Raw genomic sequence first — 15,173 nt, forward strand, 5'->3', positions numbered from 1 at the left:
GGGGTCGCCGCGGCGCTCCCGCGACGACCACTGTGAGCAACGTCTGGACGATGGCATCCGTGCAGAGCGGGTGTGGACGGCGTCAGATCGCGAGGCCCAGGATGGGAGCGCTCCCGGCATAGAGATGGGCGGCACCTCACGGGGGGAATGAGATGCCGCCCACGGCGTCCCTCATGGGGGAATCGGGCACGCCAAGGCCAGAATGAGAATTCGGCTGTCGTCGAGTGTACGCAAGGCGACCGTCCTGACAAAACCCGTCGGACTACCGACTTTCGGCAGTAATGCGATGTCCGTGCCCGGGACTAGATTCGCCCTGACCTGATCGCGTCAGAGATGCGTTCATGCCCGCACGACCTGCCACGCCGCAAAGGAGCGCCTGCCGATGAGCAGCCAGATCGATCACCTTCTCGATGAGACCCGCCAGTTCCCGCCGTCCGAGGAGTTCGTCGCCCAGTCGGTCTCGTCTCCCCGGCTGTATGAGAATGCGTCGACCGACCGCGAGGCCTTCTGGGCCGACCAGTCACGCGAACTGCTGGAGTGGCACAAGCCGTTCACTCGCGTGCTCGACTGGTCGACCCCGCCGTTCGCGAAGTGGTTCGACGACGGCGAGCTCAACGTCGCGTACAACTGCCTCGACCGCCACGTCGAGGCGGGCAACGGCGACCGTGTCGCTCTCCACTGGGAGGGCGAACCGGGCGACTCCCGGTCGATCACCTACGCCGAGCTGACCGAGGAGGTCAAGCGCGTCGCGAACGTGCTGGAGGGGCTCGGCATCGGCCATGGCGACCGCGTCGCGATCTACCTGCCGATGATCCCCGAAGCGGTCGCATCGATGCTCGCCGTCGCCCGCGTCGGCGCCATCCACTCCGTCGTGTTCGGCGGGTTCAGCGCCGACAGCCTCCGCTCGCGCATCGATGACGCAGGGGCGAAGCTCGTCATCACCGCCGACGGCGGCTACCGCAAGGGCCGCGTATCCGCGCTCAAGCCGGCCGTCGACCAGGCGCTCGCCGACCGCGGCGACGGCGAGCAGCAGACGGTCGATCACGTGCTCGTCGTCAAGCGCGGCGAGAACGAGGTCGACTGGGAGGACGGTCGCGACCTCTGGTGGCACGAGGTCGTCCCCGCGGCCTCCCCCGAGCACACTGCCGTGGCCTTCCCCGCCGAGAACCCGCTGTTCATCCTCTACACCTCCGGGACTACGGGAAAGCCCAAGGGAATCCTGCACACCTCCGGCGGGTACCTCACTCAGGCCGCCTACTCGCACAAGTACGTGTTCGACCTGCATCCCGAGACCGACGTGTACTGGTGCACCGCCGACATCGGGTGGATCACCGGACACAGCTATGTCACCTACGGTCCGCTGGCGAACGGCGCGACCCAGGTCATCTATGAGGGCACGCCTGACGCGCCGCACCCCGGGCGCTGGTGGGAGATCATCGAGAAGTACAAGGTCTCGATCTTCTACACGGCGCCCACCGCGATCCGCTCGTTCATGAAGATCGGCCGCAGCGTGCCCGCGAAGTTCGATCTGTCGTCGCTGCGCCTGCTCGGCTCGGTGGGCGAGCCCATCAACCCCGAGGCGTGGATCTGGTACCGCGACGTGATCGGCGCGGGCAAGACGCCCATCGTCGACACCTGGTGGCAGACCGAGACAGGCGCGATCATGGTCTCTGCACTGCCCGGTGTCACCGCCACCAAGCCGGGATCCGCCCAGGTGCCGCTGCCCGGAATCTCGATCGACGTCGTCGACGAGTTGGGCGCCGAGGTGGGCAACGGCAACGGCGGCCTCCTCGTCGTCACCGAACCGTGGCCGAGCATGCTCCGCGGCATCTGGGGCGACCCTGAGCGGTTCACGGAGACGTACTGGGAGAAGTTCGAGAAGCAGGGCTACTACTTCGCCGGTGACGGTGCGCGCCTCGACCAGGACGGCGACCTCTGGTTGCTCGGCCGGGTAGACGACGTCATGAACGTCTCCGGACACCGCCTCTCGACGGCCGAGATCGAGTCGTCGCTCGTCGCACACGAGGCGACGGCCGAGGCCGCGGTCGTCGGCGCGGCAGATGAGACGACCGGTCAGGCCGTCGTCGCATTCGTGATCATCAAGGAGAGCTACCTCTCGGCGCACGACCCCGCCGGACTCGCGCAGCAGCTGCGCCTCTGGGTGGGTGAGCAGATCGGCGCGATCGCACGGCCCCGCGACGTGTACATCGTGGGCGAGCTTCCGAAGACGCGCTCGGGCAAGATCATGCGGCGTCTGCTGCGCGATGTGGCTGAGGGGCGCGAGGTCGGAGACACCACCACATTGGCCGACACCGCGGTGATGAGCATCATCTCGGCGCAGGTCAAATAGCGCGGATGCAGCAAACGCCCCCTTCCGAATCGATCCGGAAGGGGGCGTTGCCGTATGCGCGTGGTGAGGGGTGGCGACCTCAGGCCAGGATGAACGTGGCCTCGACTTCGACCGGGCTGTCGAGCGGGAGCACCGGCACACCGACTGCCGCGCGGACATGCTGCCCGGCGTCGCCGAAGATCTCGCCGAGCACCAGGCTCGCCCCGTTGATCACGCCGGGCTGGCCGGTGAAATCGGGGGTGGATGCCACGAAGCCGCCGAGCCGCAGCACTCCGGCGATCCTGTCCACGCCCCCGGCCGCAGCCGCAGCCGCCGCGAGAGCGTTCAGGGCGCAGGTGCGCGCATAGGCGTTGGCGTCCTCGGCGGTGACCTCTGCCCCGACCTTGCCCGTCGCGGGAAGCGCTCCCTCGACGAAAGGCAGCTGGCCGGAGGTGTAGACGAGTCCGTCGTGCACGACCGCCGGGACGTAGGCTGCGACCGGCGCCGCGACGACGGGGAGCTCGATGCCCAGCTCGGTCAGACGCGCAGAGACGCTCATGCCGCTCCCCCATCGAACTGGCGGGACGCCTCGGCGGCGGCAGCGAGACCGGCGTTGCCCGAGGCATCCGCCGTCACCGGGCGCTTGAAGTAGGCGACGAGCCCACCCTCGGGGCCCTGGATGACCTGCACGAGCTCCCAGCCCTGCTTGCCCCAGTTGTTGAGGATCGCTGCGGTGTTGTGGATCAGCAGCGGGGTGGTCAGGTACTCCCAGGTGGTCATGGCACTCCTGTCTGGCGGCATCCGCGCTGGCGGCTGCGTCAAAGGCGGTATTCAGGGAACTCCCCTACGATCAAGCGTATGCCTCAAAAGAATCGCACGGTGAAAGGTGCGCTCGGCGGAGTCCTCGGACTCGTCGGGCTGAGCGCCGTCGCCGGCCTCCTCGTCGCGGCCAGCGTCACCCCGGTCCTCGCCATGACCGGTATCGCCGGGTCGCAGGCCCTCACCATCTTCGAAGACCTGCCGGAGAACCTTCAGGTCGGCGCGCCGATGCAGCAGTCGACCATCTATGCGACCGGTCTCGACGGCAACCCCGTCGCCCTGGCGTCGTTCTACGAGCAGAAGCGCATCCCCGTGGCGTACGACCAGGTCGCGCCGGTGATGTACGACGCGATCCTGTCGAGCGAGGACAAGAACTTCTACACCCACGGCGGCATCAACCTCGGCGCGACACTGAAGGCCGCGGTCGGCAACGTCGCAGGCACGACCGATCGAGGAGCCTCCACGATCACGCAGCAGTACGTGAAGAACGTCCAGGTGCAGGAGTGCGAGCAGGACGTCGACCCCGCGGCCGAGGACTACTCCAAGCAGATCGAGCAGTGCTTCCTCGATGCGGCGGTCGCGGACGGCGGCAAGGGCGTCGAGCGCAAGCTGCAGGAGATGCGTTATGCGCTGAAGATCGAGAAGGACTACTCGAAGAACGAGATCCTCCTCGGCTACCTCAACATCGCCAACTTCGGCGGCACCATCTACGGCATCGAGGCCGCAGCGAACCGGTACTTCTCCACCAGCGCGGCGAATCTCAGTCTCGCGCAGGCGGCGACGATCGCCGGCATGGTGCAGGAGCCCAACCGATTCCGCATCGACCGCCCCGAGGGAATCTGGACGGATGACGCCGGCGTGGCGCACAACGGGGACGCCGACGGCTACAAGGACACGAAGGATCGCAGAGACTACGTCCTCAATCGGATGCTCGCGGACGCGAAGATCACGCAGGCCGCGCACGACGAGGCCGTCGCCTCGCCGGTCACTCCCCTGCTGAGCGAGCCCCAGCAGGGCTGTGCGGCCGCGGGCGACAACGCGTACTTCTGCCAGTACGTGAAGGCCGTCATCGAGAACGACGAGGCGTTCGGCGCCACGGAAGAGGAGCGTCGCTCGAACCTCCGCCGCGGCGGAATGGAGATCTACACCTCCCTCGATCTGCGGGTCCAGCAGCCCGCGATCGACGCGGTCAGGGCGCAGGTCCCGCAGGCGATGCCCGGGATCCTCGTCGGTGGCACCGGAGTGTCGATCGAGGCGTCCACGGGTCGGGTACTCGCCATGGCACAGAACACCGTCTTCAACGAGACGACCGAGGCCAACCTGGCTGCCGGCGAGACCTCTCAGGTCTTCGCGGCCGACAAGGCGCATGGCGGCTCGACCTACGGGTTCGAGACGGGATCGACCTACAAGCTGTTCACGCTTCTGAGCTGGCTGGAGTCCGGCCACTCCGTGAACCAGGTCCTCGACGGTCGCCTCAAGACCTTCAGCCCCTTCACCAGGTGCGGGGACAAGGTGACGAACAGCTCCAAGATCAACAACTTCGGCAACTCCGGCGGCTCGGTGGGCAGCGTGCGACAGTTCACCGCGCAGTCCCTGAACACCGGTTTCCTCGCGATGGCGCAGCAGCTCGATCTCTGCGACATCAACGAGGTGGCGAAGCGACTCGGCGTCCACTACGGCAACGGCGACGACATCACGGTCGGCGGAACGAACGCCAACACCGCTCCGAACGATCCGTTCCCGACGGTTCTGGGCTCGAAGAGCGTGGCTCCTCTGCAGATGGCCGGCGCCTACGCCACCGTCGCCAACAACGGCGTCTACTGCGAGCCTCGCGTGATCGACCGGGTCGTCGGCGAGGACGGCGCGGAGATCACTCCTCCCGCGCAGAAGTGCTCCCAGCAGCTCACCCCTGAGGTCGCCGCGACCGCCGCGTACGCACTGCGAGGCGTCATGGAGGGCAACGGCACCGGAACGAGGGCCAACCCGTACGACGGAACCCAGCTGATCGGCAAGACCGGTACCGCCGAGAAGGAGCACACCATGCTCGTCGAGTCGAGCACCAAGGTCACGACAGCGGTGTGGGTCGGAAACGTCGACGGCCGCGTGCCGCTGAACGACTTCCGCAACGGCAACGGGACGCGACTCGGCGACATCCGCTACGGCCTCGCCAAGGCGATCCAGGGTGCCGCGGATGCCGTGTACCCCGCGGAGGACTTCCCTCGCCCCGACGACAAGCTGGTTCGTCAGGTTCTGACGAACGTTCCCGACGTGGTGGGCAAGTCCGTCGGCGAAGCGACCTCTCTCATCGAGGCTGCGGGCTTCACCGCAGCCGTCGGACCCGCCGTGGACGGTCCCGCCGGCGATGTCGTCATGGCGCAGGACCCGTCCGGACAGGCCCCGAGCGGTGCGACGATCACGATCTCGCCGAGCAACGGCCAGGGCGCGACGGTGCCCGACATCACCGGACAATCGAAGGCCGAAGCGCAGAGCGCGCTGTTCGGGGCAGGGTTCTCGTCGATCGACTTCGACGGGTCATGCAACGGTCAGAACGCCGCGGTCACGTCCACCGACCCGGCCGCGAACACACCGACGACGAAGAGCACGTCCATCAAGGTCCGCTGCAAGTGACGTCTCGCCACGCGGCGCACCCGGCCCTCATCGCGCTCGGCGCGGTGGGGGCCGCTGGTGCCGCAGCCGCCGTCTGGGGCATCGGCATCGAGCGCTACCTCTTCACGGTGCGTGAGGCGACCGCATCCGCTCTCGCCCCGGGTTCCGCGCCGTTGCGCGTGCTGCACATCTCGGACGCGCACATGGCTCCGTGGCAGCACCGCAAGCAGGACTGGCTCGCGTCACTCGCGCAGCTGAAGCCCGATCTCATCGTCAACACCGGCGACAATCTCGGACACCGCGACGGTCTCGCCGGGATCAGACGTGCCTTCGAGCCGTTCGCCGGAATCCCCGGTGTCTTCGTGCACGGTTCCAACGACGTCATCGGCCCCTCGCCGCGGAACCCGATCCGCTACTTCGCCGGCCCGTCGCAGCGCCCGCGAGAGCTGAACTTCCTCGACACCGATGCGATGGACGCGTACTTCACCGACGAGCTCGGATGGACGAGCCTGAACAACGCCGCAGCGCGACTCACGGTGGCCGGCAGTCCCCTGGACCTGTTCGGCGTGAGTGATGCGCACTGCGACTGGGACCGGCTCGAGGACCTGCCGGACGCCATCGATGCTCTCGGCCCGCGGACTGCCGGCACATCCGTTCTCGGCGTCACGCACGCGCCCTATCAGCGCGTCCTGAACGGGTTCGTGGAGATGGGCGCCGACGCCATCCTCGGAGGCCACACGCACGGCGGTCAGGTGTGCCTGCCCGGTTTCGGTGCTCTCGTAGCGAACTGCGACATCCCGCTGAAGCAGGCGAAGGGTCTCAGCACGTGGACTCAGGGCGATCGCGCCGTGCCCCTCAATGTCAGCGCGGGCTGCGGACACTCGATCTACGCGCCGATACGCTTCGCGTGCCGCCCCGAGGCGACGCTGCTGACCCTGACGGCGCGCGGTTGATGCCTCGATTCGGCGCTGGGAGCATTTCGCTGTAGACTCGGAGGGTTGCAAAACGGGGTGTGGCGCAGCTTGGTAGCGCGCTTCGTTCGGGACGAAGAGGTCGCAGGTTCAAATCCTGTCACCCCGACAAGTAACACCGGAAGGCCGTCCTCACGGGCGGCCTTCTCTGTATCCGGAACGAGGAGAAAGGCACCGCATGAGTCGCTTGCTCCCCCCGCCTCGACGACTGACCCGAGGCATCGCCCTCGCTCTCGCCCTGCCGTTCTTCGGCGGCATCGCGCTGCTGACGCTCACGCCGACGCGCATCGAGCAGTCCATGCCGAACCTGCTCGATCTCGTGCTGTCCGTTTCGCACCGACTGGGGTGGGAGTCTCTTGATTTCACCCGCCTCGAGGTCATCGCCAACGTTCTGGTCTTCGTGCCCATCGGCATCCTGGCTTTCATCCTCATCCCCCGCCGCCTCTGGCCGCTGGCGCTCGCCCTGGGCCCGGCAGTGTCCCTCTCCATCGAGGCCGCCCAGCGCCTCGCCCTGCCGAATCGCACGGCCACCGTGTCCGATGTGATCGCGAACTCCGGCGGCGCGCTGATCGGCGTAGCGCTCGCGATCCTGTGCACCCTCCTCTTCGCTCCGCGTGTCTCTCAGCACCGCCCGTCTACTCTGGAAGCATCATGACCTCGCCTGCACTCGTCGCCTTCGATCTCGACGACACCCTCGCCCCGTCGAAAGAGCCCATCGATGCTCGCATCGCCTCGTTGCTGCTCGCGCTGCTGCAGCGGGTCGAGGTCGCGATCATCTCGGGCGGCAACGAGGCGCAGTTCCGCGCTCAGGTGATCGCGCGGCTCGGAACCATCGACGAGGCGGCCGCGGCGCGACTGCACCTGCTCCCCACCTGCGGCACACGGTACCTGCGCCACGACGGCACCGATTTCTCGCCGCTCTACGCCCACGACCTCACCGCGGAGCAGAAGGCCGGCGCTCTCGCCGCCCTGCGCGAGGAGGCGGAGCGTCTGGGGCTGTGGGAGTCTCAGCCCTGGGGTGAGATCCTCGAGGACCGCGGATCCCAGATCACCTTCTCCGCGCTCGGGCAGAAGGCTCCCCGCGATGCCAAGCACGAGTGGGACCCGTCCGGTACGAAACGAGAAGCTCTTCGGGACGCCGTGGCGGCGAGACTCCCCGAGCTCGAAGTGCGATCCGGCGGTTCGACCTCCATCGACATCACTCTGGCCGGCATCGACAAGGCCTTCGGCATGAAGCAGCTCGCCGAGCACACCAGCATCCCCCTCACCTCGATGCTGTTCTACGGTGACCGACTCGATGAAGGCGGCAACGACTACCCCGTCCTGGCGATCGGAGTGCCCTCGGTCGCGGTCGAGGGGTGGGAGGACACCGCAGACAAGCTCGACGAGCTTCTCGCGACCCTCTGACAGCCCTCCCCTCCCCTCGAATCCGGGGACGAGGTCAGCGCACGACGACCTCCGACGCGGCGCGTGCGACCGGCACGAGGCGCGTGAGCTGAGTGACGTGCGACGGCTCGAGCTCCGCGAGTGAGGCGACCCCCAGAAGACGCATGGTGCGTTCGATCTCCGTCCGCAGGATCTCGATCGTGCGGTCGACGCCCGCACGGCCGCCGGCCATGAGGCCGTAGAGGTAGGCGCGGCCGATGAGGGTGAAGTCCGCTCCGAGCGCGACCGCCGCGACGATGTCGGCGCCGTTCATGATCCCCGTGTCGACCATGACCGTGAAGTCGTCGCCCACGGCGGTCCGGACCTCCGGCAGAAGGTGGAACGGAATGGGTGCGCGGTCGAGCTGCCGCCCGCCGTGGTTGGAGAGCACGATGCCGTCGACGCCGGCGTCACGCAGGCGCACCGAATCCTCGACGTTCTGCACCCCCTTGATCACGATCTTGCCCGGCCAGATGTCACGGATCACCGCAAGGTCGTCGTAGCTGATCGTGGGGTCCATCGCCGCGTCGAGCAGCTCGCCGACCGTGCCGCCGGTGGTGCTCAGCGACGCGAACTCCAGCTTCGGGGTCGTCAGGAAGTCGTACCACCACCACGGACGCGGGATGGCATTGATGATGGTGCCGAGCGTGAGCTGCGGCGGGATGCTGAAGCCGTTGCGCTTGTCACGCAGCCGCGCTCCGGCGACCGGGGTGTCCACCGTGAACTGCAGCGTGTCGAAGCCCGCGGCGGCAGCACGCCGAGTGAGTTCGTAGGAGATCTCGCGGTCGCGCATGACATAGAGCTGGAACCAGTTGCGGCCGTGCGGGTTGGCGGCCTTCACGCCCTCGATCGACGTCGTGCCCAGGGTCGATAGAGTGAACGGGATGCCGGCCGCCGCCGCCGCTCCCGCGCCGGCGACCTCGCCCTCTGTCTGCATGAGACGCGTGAAGCCGGTCGGCGCGATGCCGAACGGGAGCGCCGACGGGCCGCCGAGGATCTCGACCGCGGTGTCGACATCCGGAGCCGGCCGGAGGATCCCGGGGTGGAACTCCACATCCTGGAACGCCTGGCGTGCCCGCGTGAGCGACAGCTCGCCCTCGGCGGCGCCATCGGTGTAGTCGAACGCGGCCTTCGGCGTGCGCCTCTTGGCGATCGTGCGCAGGTCGTCGATCGTGAGCGCCGAGTCGAGACGGCGCTTCTTGCCGTTGAACTCGGGCTTCTTGAACTTCATCAGGTCGAGAAGCTCTGCGGGGTTGGGAACCTGGCGCTGGACCATGGCTGTCCTCTCAGTCGGTGGGTCGGACGCTGCGGGTGAGCCCCGCCGCGGTGTAGTAGCCGGTGATGTGCGCTCGGACGAGGGTCTGGGCGGTCGCCGCGTCACCCGCGGCGATGGCCTCGATGATGGCTCGGTGCTCGGCGCGCAGCAGGTCTGCCATGGCATCCCAGTCGGCGATGGATGAGGCGCCCTGCTGCACGTACGACTCGATGGAGGTGCGCAGGCCCGCCATGATCGCGGCGACGACGGTGTTGCCGCTCGATTCCGCGAGGGCGAGGTGGAGCTGGGCATCGAGGGCGAGGAACTCGTCAGGCGTCAGGGTGCCGACGTCCATCGCATCGAGCACGCTGTGCGCCGCGGTGAGATCGGGCGCGTGCTGGCTCGCGAGAGCGGCGACGACGGCGTCTTCGAGCAGCAGTCGGGTCTGCACCACGTCCGCGAGCGGAAAGCCCTGTGCGGCGACCTGGAGGCGCAGAAGCGTCGACATGCCACCGGACGGGGTCGCGATCACGATCGCGCCCGACTGCGGCCCCGAGCCGGTCGAGGTGCGGATCAGCCCCATGACCTCGAGCACGCGCAGCGCCTCTCGAACGCTCGAGCGCCCGACACCCAGGTCTGCGGCGAGCTCGCGCTCCGAGGCGAGACGATCACCGGGGCCGAGACGCCCGTCGAGCAGGTCGCTCTCGACGTGTTCGAGCACGAGCCTCCAGGCGCGGGCTGGCTGCTCCGGCATCCGCTCTCCTCATCGTGTGCATCGGCGGCATCGATCCTCGACGCGGCTGTGGTCTGACCACAGTACCGTGTGTGGTCAGACCACGCAATCGGGGTACGACGACACAGCGCCCGAGGGCGGAGCAGGACGCGAGGGCGTTCAGCCCAGCCGCCCACCCGACTCTTCGAGGTAGCACGCGCCGCACAGCGACTCGTAGGTCGTGATCTCCGGCGCCAGCGATCCGTCAGCGCCCTCGTCGATGGCGACCTGGTCGCCGTCGAAGACGAACCGGCCACCGATCACACGACCGTTGAAGACGGCCTTGCGCCCGCAGCGGCAGATGGTCTTCAGCTCCTCGAGGGAGTGCGCGATCGCGAGCAGACGAGCCGACCCCGGGAAGGCGTGGGTGAGGAAGTCATTGCGGATGCCGTAGGCGATCACCGGGATGCCGTCCTCGATCGCGATGCGGAAGAGGTCGTCGACCTGCTCCGCCGTGAGGAACTGCGCCTCGTCGATCAGGAGGCAGGCGACATCGATCGACCCCCCGCGGACCGGTTCATCGGCGACCGCACGGCGCACGCGATCCCGGTGCTCGTCGAAGAGCTCGCGGACGTCCGCATCGGGAGCGATGAGATAGTCGACGTGCCGCGTGACACCGAGTCGACTCGCGATCTCGGATGCACCCTTGGTGTCGATCGCCGGCTTCGCGAGCAGCACGTGCTGGCCGCGCTCCTCGTAGTTGTACGCGGCCTGGAGCAGCGAGGTGGACTTGCCCGAGTTCATCGCCCCGTAGCGGAAGTAGAGCTTCGCCACCGGCGCGCTACTCGTTGATGCCGAGCGTGGCCGCCGTCGCCGCGGTGGACTTCGCCGCCAGCTCGGGGTCCTTGTTCAGCTGCTCGCCGAATGTCGGGATGAGCTCGCGCAGTTCCGACTCCCAGCCGGGGTACTCGTCGGGGAAGCACTTCTTCAGCAGATCGAGCATGATCGGCACGGCGGTGGAGGCGCCGGGCGAGGCGCCGAGCAGACCGGCGATCGAACCGTCGGCCGCGGACACCACTTCGGTGCCGAACTGCAGGATGCCGCCCTTCTTGGGGTCCTTCTTCATGACCTGGGCGCGCTGCCCCGCGTCGATGAGCGTCCAGTCCTCGTCCTTCGCCGTCGGCATGAACGTGCGCAGGCTGTCGACCTTCTTGGCGTGGTTCTTCAGCAGCTCCCCCACCAGGTAGGTGATGAGGTCGGGATTCGCGAACGCGACGCGCAGCATCGGCCACAGATTGTGCGTGCGCACCTGCGACACGATGTCGAGCATCGAGCCGTTCTTGAGGAACTTCGGGCTGAAGGTCGCGAACGGGCCGAACATCAGGGAGGCCTCGCCGTCGACCACGCGCGTGTCGAGGTGCGGGACCGACATGGGCGGGGCGCCCACCGAGGCCTGCGAGTACACCTTCGCCTTGTGCTGTGCGACGATCTTCGGGTTCGAGGTCTTGAGGAACTGCCCGCCGATCGGGAAGACACCGTAGCCCTTGATCTCGGGGATGCCCGAGCGCTGCAGCAGCTTGAGCGCCCAGCCGCCGGCGCCGACGAACACGAAACGCGCCTTGATCTGGTTCGGCGTGCGACCGATCGTCGTGCGGTAGTTGATGAGCCAGGTGCCGTCCTTCTGCTTCTTCAGGCTCTTGACCTCGTGGTTGGTGCGCAGCGCGACGCCCGACTCGGTGAGGTGGTCGAAGAGCTGGTGCGTCAGCGCACCGAAGTCGACGTCGGTTCCGGCGGGCACGCGGGTGGCCGCGAACGGCTCGCCCTTACGGCGCTGCTGCATGAGCAGCGGCGCCCACTTGTTGATGACGCGGGAATCCTCGCTGTACTCGATGCCCTCGAACAGCGGCTGCTTCTTCAGGACCTCGTAGCGGTCCTTGAGGTACTTGACGTCCTTCTCACCGCGCACGAACGTCATGTGCGGCGTCGCGTTGATGAAGGTCGACGGCGCATCGAGCACGCCGCGATCGACCAGAGACGACCAGAACTGACGACTCTGCTGGAACTGCTCGTTGATCGAGACGGCCTTGGCGGGGTCGAGCGGAGCGCCCTTCTGCTGCGGCATGTAGTTCAGCTCGCAGAGCGCCGCGTGGCCGGTGCCCGCGTTGTTCCACGGGTTCGACGATTCCTGAGCCACATCGGAGAGTCGCTCGAACGCGACGATCTTCCAATCCGGCTGCAGCTCGTGCAGAAGGGTACCCAGGGTGGCGCTCATGATGCCACCACCGATCAAGACGACATCGACGGTTTCGGTCACCACGACAGTCTAGTTCGCGGTCACGGCACGACAGACCACGCGGGGCCGTCCGGCGAGACCGGATCCGCATGACCGCGATGCGGTCAGGCTATGGCGACCAGGCGCTCGGCGAGGATCTCGGCGATCTGCACCGCGTTCAGCGCCGCGCCCTTGCGCAGGTTGTCGTTGCTGATGAACAGCACGAGGCCCTTGTTCTCGGGAGCGGACTGGTCGGCGCGGATTCGTCCGACGAAGCTCGGGTCCTTGCCCGCGGCCTGGAGCGGCGTGGGCACCTCGTCGAGGACGACACCGGGGGCTGCGGCGAGCACCTCGGCGGCGCGCTGCGGCGTGATGTCGCGGGCGAACTCGACGTTGATCGAGAGCGAGTGGCCCGTGAAGACGGGAACCCGCACGCACGTGCCGGCGACACGGAGGTCGGGCAGCTCGAGGATCTTGCGGCTCTCGTTGCGGAGCTTCTTCTCCTCGTCCGTCTCGTTCTGACCGTCGTCGACCAGGTTGCCCGCGAACGGGATGACGTCGAACGCGATCGGAGCGACGTACTTCTCGGGCTCCGGGAAGTCGATCGACGAGCCGTCGTGCACGAGGCGCAGCGTGTCGCCCTGGGCGAGGACGCCCTCGACCTGCCCGAGGAGCTCCTGCGCACCGGCGAGACCCGAACCGGAGACGGCCTGGTAGGTCGAGACGATCAGGCGCTCGAGACCCGCTTCGGCGTGCAGCGCCTTCAGAACCGGCATGGCTGCCATGGTCGTGCAGTTCGGGTTGGCGATGATGCCGCGAGGGCGGTCGTCGATCGCGTGCGGGTTGACCTCGCTGACGACCAGCGGAACCTCGGGATCGTTGCGCCAGGCGCTGGAGTTGTCGACGACGACGGCTCCGGCCTCGGCGAAGCGGGGAGCGTATGCGCGGCTGGCGGTCGCGCCGGCCGAGAAGAGGGCGATGTCGATGCCCGCGGCATCCGCCGTCTCGACATCCTCGACGATGACGGTCGCGCCGCCGAACTCGATGGCGGTGCCTGCGGAACGCGACGAGGAGAACAGGCGCAGCTCACGGATCGGGAAGGACCGTTCGGCGAGAATCTCGCGCATCACGGTGCCCACCTGGCCGGTGGCGCCGACGATGGCGACGGAGAGTCCTGAGTCGGAGATGCGGGTCATGATGTTCCTTGGCGTCGTGCAGTGCTGCATGCGAGGCTTCAGGCGCGACGTCGGGATGCGGATGCCGCGCCTGGCGCCGATGTCAGGGTTTCGGTGAGTCTACCGTGCCGTCCGGTGATCGAGGACCGACCGTCGGGCGGGGTGCGGGCCGGGTCAGCATCCCGAGTCAGTTTTGCGGATCGAGTCACGATTCGCGGACGGGATCAGCTGACACTTCCGCAGATCGCGCGCGATCGGCGAGGGTCAGCGACCGGTGCCGGCGTGGACCGTGGCCTCGGCGTCGCCGTCGAGTCCGTACGCGGTGTGCACGGTGCGGGCGGCCTCGGCCAGGTCGGTGTCGCGGAGCACGACCGAGATGCGGATCTCGGACGTCGAGATCATCTCGATGTTGATGCCACCGGCCGACAGCGCCTCGAACAGCGTCGCGGAGACGCCCGAGTGCGTCCGCATACCCGCTCCGACGACCGACAGCTTGCCGATCTGATCGTCGTGCACCAGGTTCTGGAAGCCCACTTCGGTCTGCTCCCCCGCGAGCGCCTTGAGCGCAGCCGAGGAATCGGCCTTGGGAACCGTGAACGAGATGTCGGTGCGGCCCGTAGCCGACACGTTCTGCACGATCATGTCGACGTTGGCGCCGGACTTGGCGACGATCTTGAAGATCTCCGCCGCCTTGCCCGGCACGTCCGGAACGCCGGCGACGGTGATCTTGGCCTGGCCGAAATCGGTGGCGACACCGGCGACGATCGGTTCTTCCATGGCTGCTGCTCCCTCGGCTTCGCGGGGGTTCTTCATACCCTCGCCCAGAACGTATGTGCCCTCGGACGACGAGAACGTCGAACGGGCGTGGATCAGGACGCCGTGACGGCGTGCGTACTCGACAGCGCGGATGTAGAGCACCTTCGCGCCGTTGGCGGCGAGCTCGAGCATCTCCTCGCTGCCGATGTGGTCGAGCTTCTGCGCCTTCGGGATGACGCGGGGGTCGGCCGTGAAGATGCCGTCGACGTCGCTGTAGATCTCGCAGACGTCGGCGTCGAGGGCCGCGGCGAGAGCGACGGCCGTCGTGTCCGAGCCTCCGCGTCCGAGCGTGGTGATGTCGCGGGTGTCGCGGTTGAAGCCCTGGAAGCCGGCGACGATGACGATGGCCCCCTCGTCGAGCGCTTCGCGCAGACGGATGGGGGTGACATCCACGATGCGGGCGGCGCCATGCTGCGAGTCGGTGATCATGCCCGCCTGGCTGCCGGTGAACGACCGCGCCTCGAAGCCCATCGAGTGGATGGCCATGGCCAGGAGCGCCATCGAGATGCGCTCACCGCTCGAGAGCAGCATGTCGAGCTCACGCGGAGCGGGAATCGGCGCGACCTCGTTGGCGAGGTCGAGCAGCTCGTCGGTCGTGTCGCCCATCGCGCTCACGGCGACGACGACGTCATGGCCGGCGCGACGCGTGTCGACGATGCGCTTGGCGACGCGCTTGATGCTCTCTGCGTCGGCGACTGAGGAGCCGCCGTACTTCTGCACGATGAGGGCCACGTTCACTCCCTGGGATGTCGGGCGGATCCGCCCACCCCCATTCTACGTTTGGCGCATATG

General features: G+C 67.7%; 13 protein-coding genes and 1 tRNA gene. 6 read left to right on the forward strand and 8 right to left on the reverse strand.

What is annotated here, in order from left to right; all coding sequences use genetic code 11:
* The first annotated feature begins 382 nt into the window (after nucleotides 1–382).
* On the forward strand, nucleotides 383–2,350 hold the full coding sequence (acs, locus tag SOM10_RS12240; protein WP_320490229.1) for an acetate--CoA ligase: 1,968 nt from the start codon (nucleotides 383–385) through the stop codon (nucleotides 2,348–2,350).
* A 79-nt stretch (nucleotides 2,351–2,429) separates the two neighbouring features.
* On the opposite strand, the gene SOM10_RS12245 is transcribed toward acs, so the two are convergent.
* Both SOM10_RS12245 and SOM10_RS12250 read right to left on the reverse strand, forming a co-directional pair.
* Nucleotides 2,430–2,888, reverse strand: coding sequence for a RidA family protein (locus SOM10_RS12245; protein WP_320490230.1), 459 nt, complete (start codon nucleotides 2,886–2,888; stop codon nucleotides 2,430–2,432).
* Nucleotides 2,885–3,109, reverse strand: coding sequence for a hypothetical protein (locus SOM10_RS12250; RefSeq protein ID WP_320490231.1), 225 nt, complete (start codon nucleotides 3,107–3,109; stop codon nucleotides 2,885–2,887). The genes SOM10_RS12245 and SOM10_RS12250 overlap by 4 nt, the downstream gene beginning before the upstream one ends.
* A 78-nt stretch (nucleotides 3,110–3,187) precedes the next feature.
* Here SOM10_RS12250 and SOM10_RS12255 point away from each other — a divergent pair, with 78 nt between their 5' ends.
* The 5 genes from SOM10_RS12255 (at nucleotide 3,188) to SOM10_RS12275 (ending at nucleotide 8,133) form a co-directional block, all read left to right on the forward strand.
* Entirely contained in the window at nucleotides 3,188–5,776 is a 2,589-nt protein-coding gene (locus tag SOM10_RS12255; RefSeq protein ID WP_053097375.1) for a transglycosylase domain-containing protein, read from the forward strand.
* Nucleotides 5,773–6,708 carry a metallophosphoesterase gene (locus SOM10_RS12260; RefSeq protein ID WP_053097377.1) on the forward strand — a complete coding sequence of 312 codons (936 nt, stop codon included), beginning with the start codon at nucleotides 5,773–5,775 and terminating at the stop codon, nucleotides 6,706–6,708. Before SOM10_RS12255 ends, SOM10_RS12260 begins: the two co-directional genes overlap by 4 nt.
* Nucleotides 6,709–6,761: 53 nt before the next feature.
* Nucleotides 6,762–6,835 (forward strand) — tRNA-Pro (locus tag SOM10_RS12265).
* A 69-nt stretch (nucleotides 6,836–6,904) separates the two neighbouring features.
* Entirely contained in the window at nucleotides 6,905–7,381 is a 477-nt protein-coding gene (locus tag SOM10_RS12270; protein ID WP_056279845.1) for a VanZ family protein, read from the forward strand.
* Nucleotides 7,378–8,133, forward strand: coding sequence for an HAD-IIB family hydrolase (locus tag SOM10_RS12275; protein ID WP_295104669.1), 756 nt, complete (start codon nucleotides 7,378–7,380; stop codon nucleotides 8,131–8,133). The genes SOM10_RS12270 and SOM10_RS12275 overlap by 4 nt, the downstream gene beginning before the upstream one ends.
* Nucleotides 8,134–8,167: 34 nt before the next feature.
* Here SOM10_RS12275 and SOM10_RS12280 read toward each other — a convergent pair whose 3' ends face one another.
* The 6 genes from SOM10_RS12280 to SOM10_RS12305 all read right to left on the reverse strand — a co-directional run bounded on the left by SOM10_RS12280 (nucleotide 8,168) and on the right by SOM10_RS12305 (nucleotide 15,113).
* Nucleotides 8,168–9,427 carry an alpha-hydroxy acid oxidase gene (locus SOM10_RS12280; RefSeq protein WP_320490235.1) on the reverse strand — a complete coding sequence of 420 codons (1,260 nt, stop codon included), beginning with the start codon at nucleotides 9,425–9,427 and terminating at the stop codon, nucleotides 8,168–8,170.
* Nucleotides 9,428–9,437: 10 nt separating this feature from the next.
* Nucleotides 9,438–10,160, reverse strand: a complete 723-nt coding sequence (locus SOM10_RS12285) for a FadR/GntR family transcriptional regulator (protein WP_320490237.1) — start codon at nucleotides 10,158–10,160, stop codon at nucleotides 9,438–9,440.
* A 138-nt stretch (nucleotides 10,161–10,298) separates the two neighbouring features.
* On the reverse strand, nucleotides 10,299–10,952 hold the full coding sequence (locus tag SOM10_RS12290; protein WP_056279839.1) for a thymidine kinase: 654 nt from the start codon (nucleotides 10,950–10,952) through the stop codon (nucleotides 10,299–10,301).
* 7 nt (nucleotides 10,953–10,959) lie between these two features.
* A complete protein-coding gene (locus SOM10_RS12295; protein WP_053099206.1) occupies nucleotides 10,960–12,432 on the reverse strand; it encodes a malate:quinone oxidoreductase in 1,473 nt (490 codons plus the stop codon).
* Nucleotides 12,433–12,515: 83 nt separating this feature from the next.
* Nucleotides 12,516–13,586 carry an aspartate-semialdehyde dehydrogenase gene (locus SOM10_RS12300; protein ID WP_053097389.1) on the reverse strand — a complete coding sequence of 357 codons (1,071 nt, stop codon included), beginning with the start codon at nucleotides 13,584–13,586 and terminating at the stop codon, nucleotides 12,516–12,518.
* Nucleotides 13,587–13,829: 243 nt separating this feature from the next.
* On the reverse strand, nucleotides 13,830–15,113 hold the full coding sequence (locus SOM10_RS12305) for an aspartate kinase (RefSeq protein WP_053099207.1): 1,284 nt from the start codon (nucleotides 15,111–15,113) through the stop codon (nucleotides 13,830–13,832).
* Between the last annotated feature and the right edge of the window lie 60 nt (nucleotides 15,114–15,173).

Source organism: Microbacterium sp. CFBP9023, assembly GCF_034045055.1.
Taxonomy (GTDB): Bacteria; Actinomycetota; Actinomycetes; order Actinomycetales; family Microbacteriaceae; genus Microbacterium.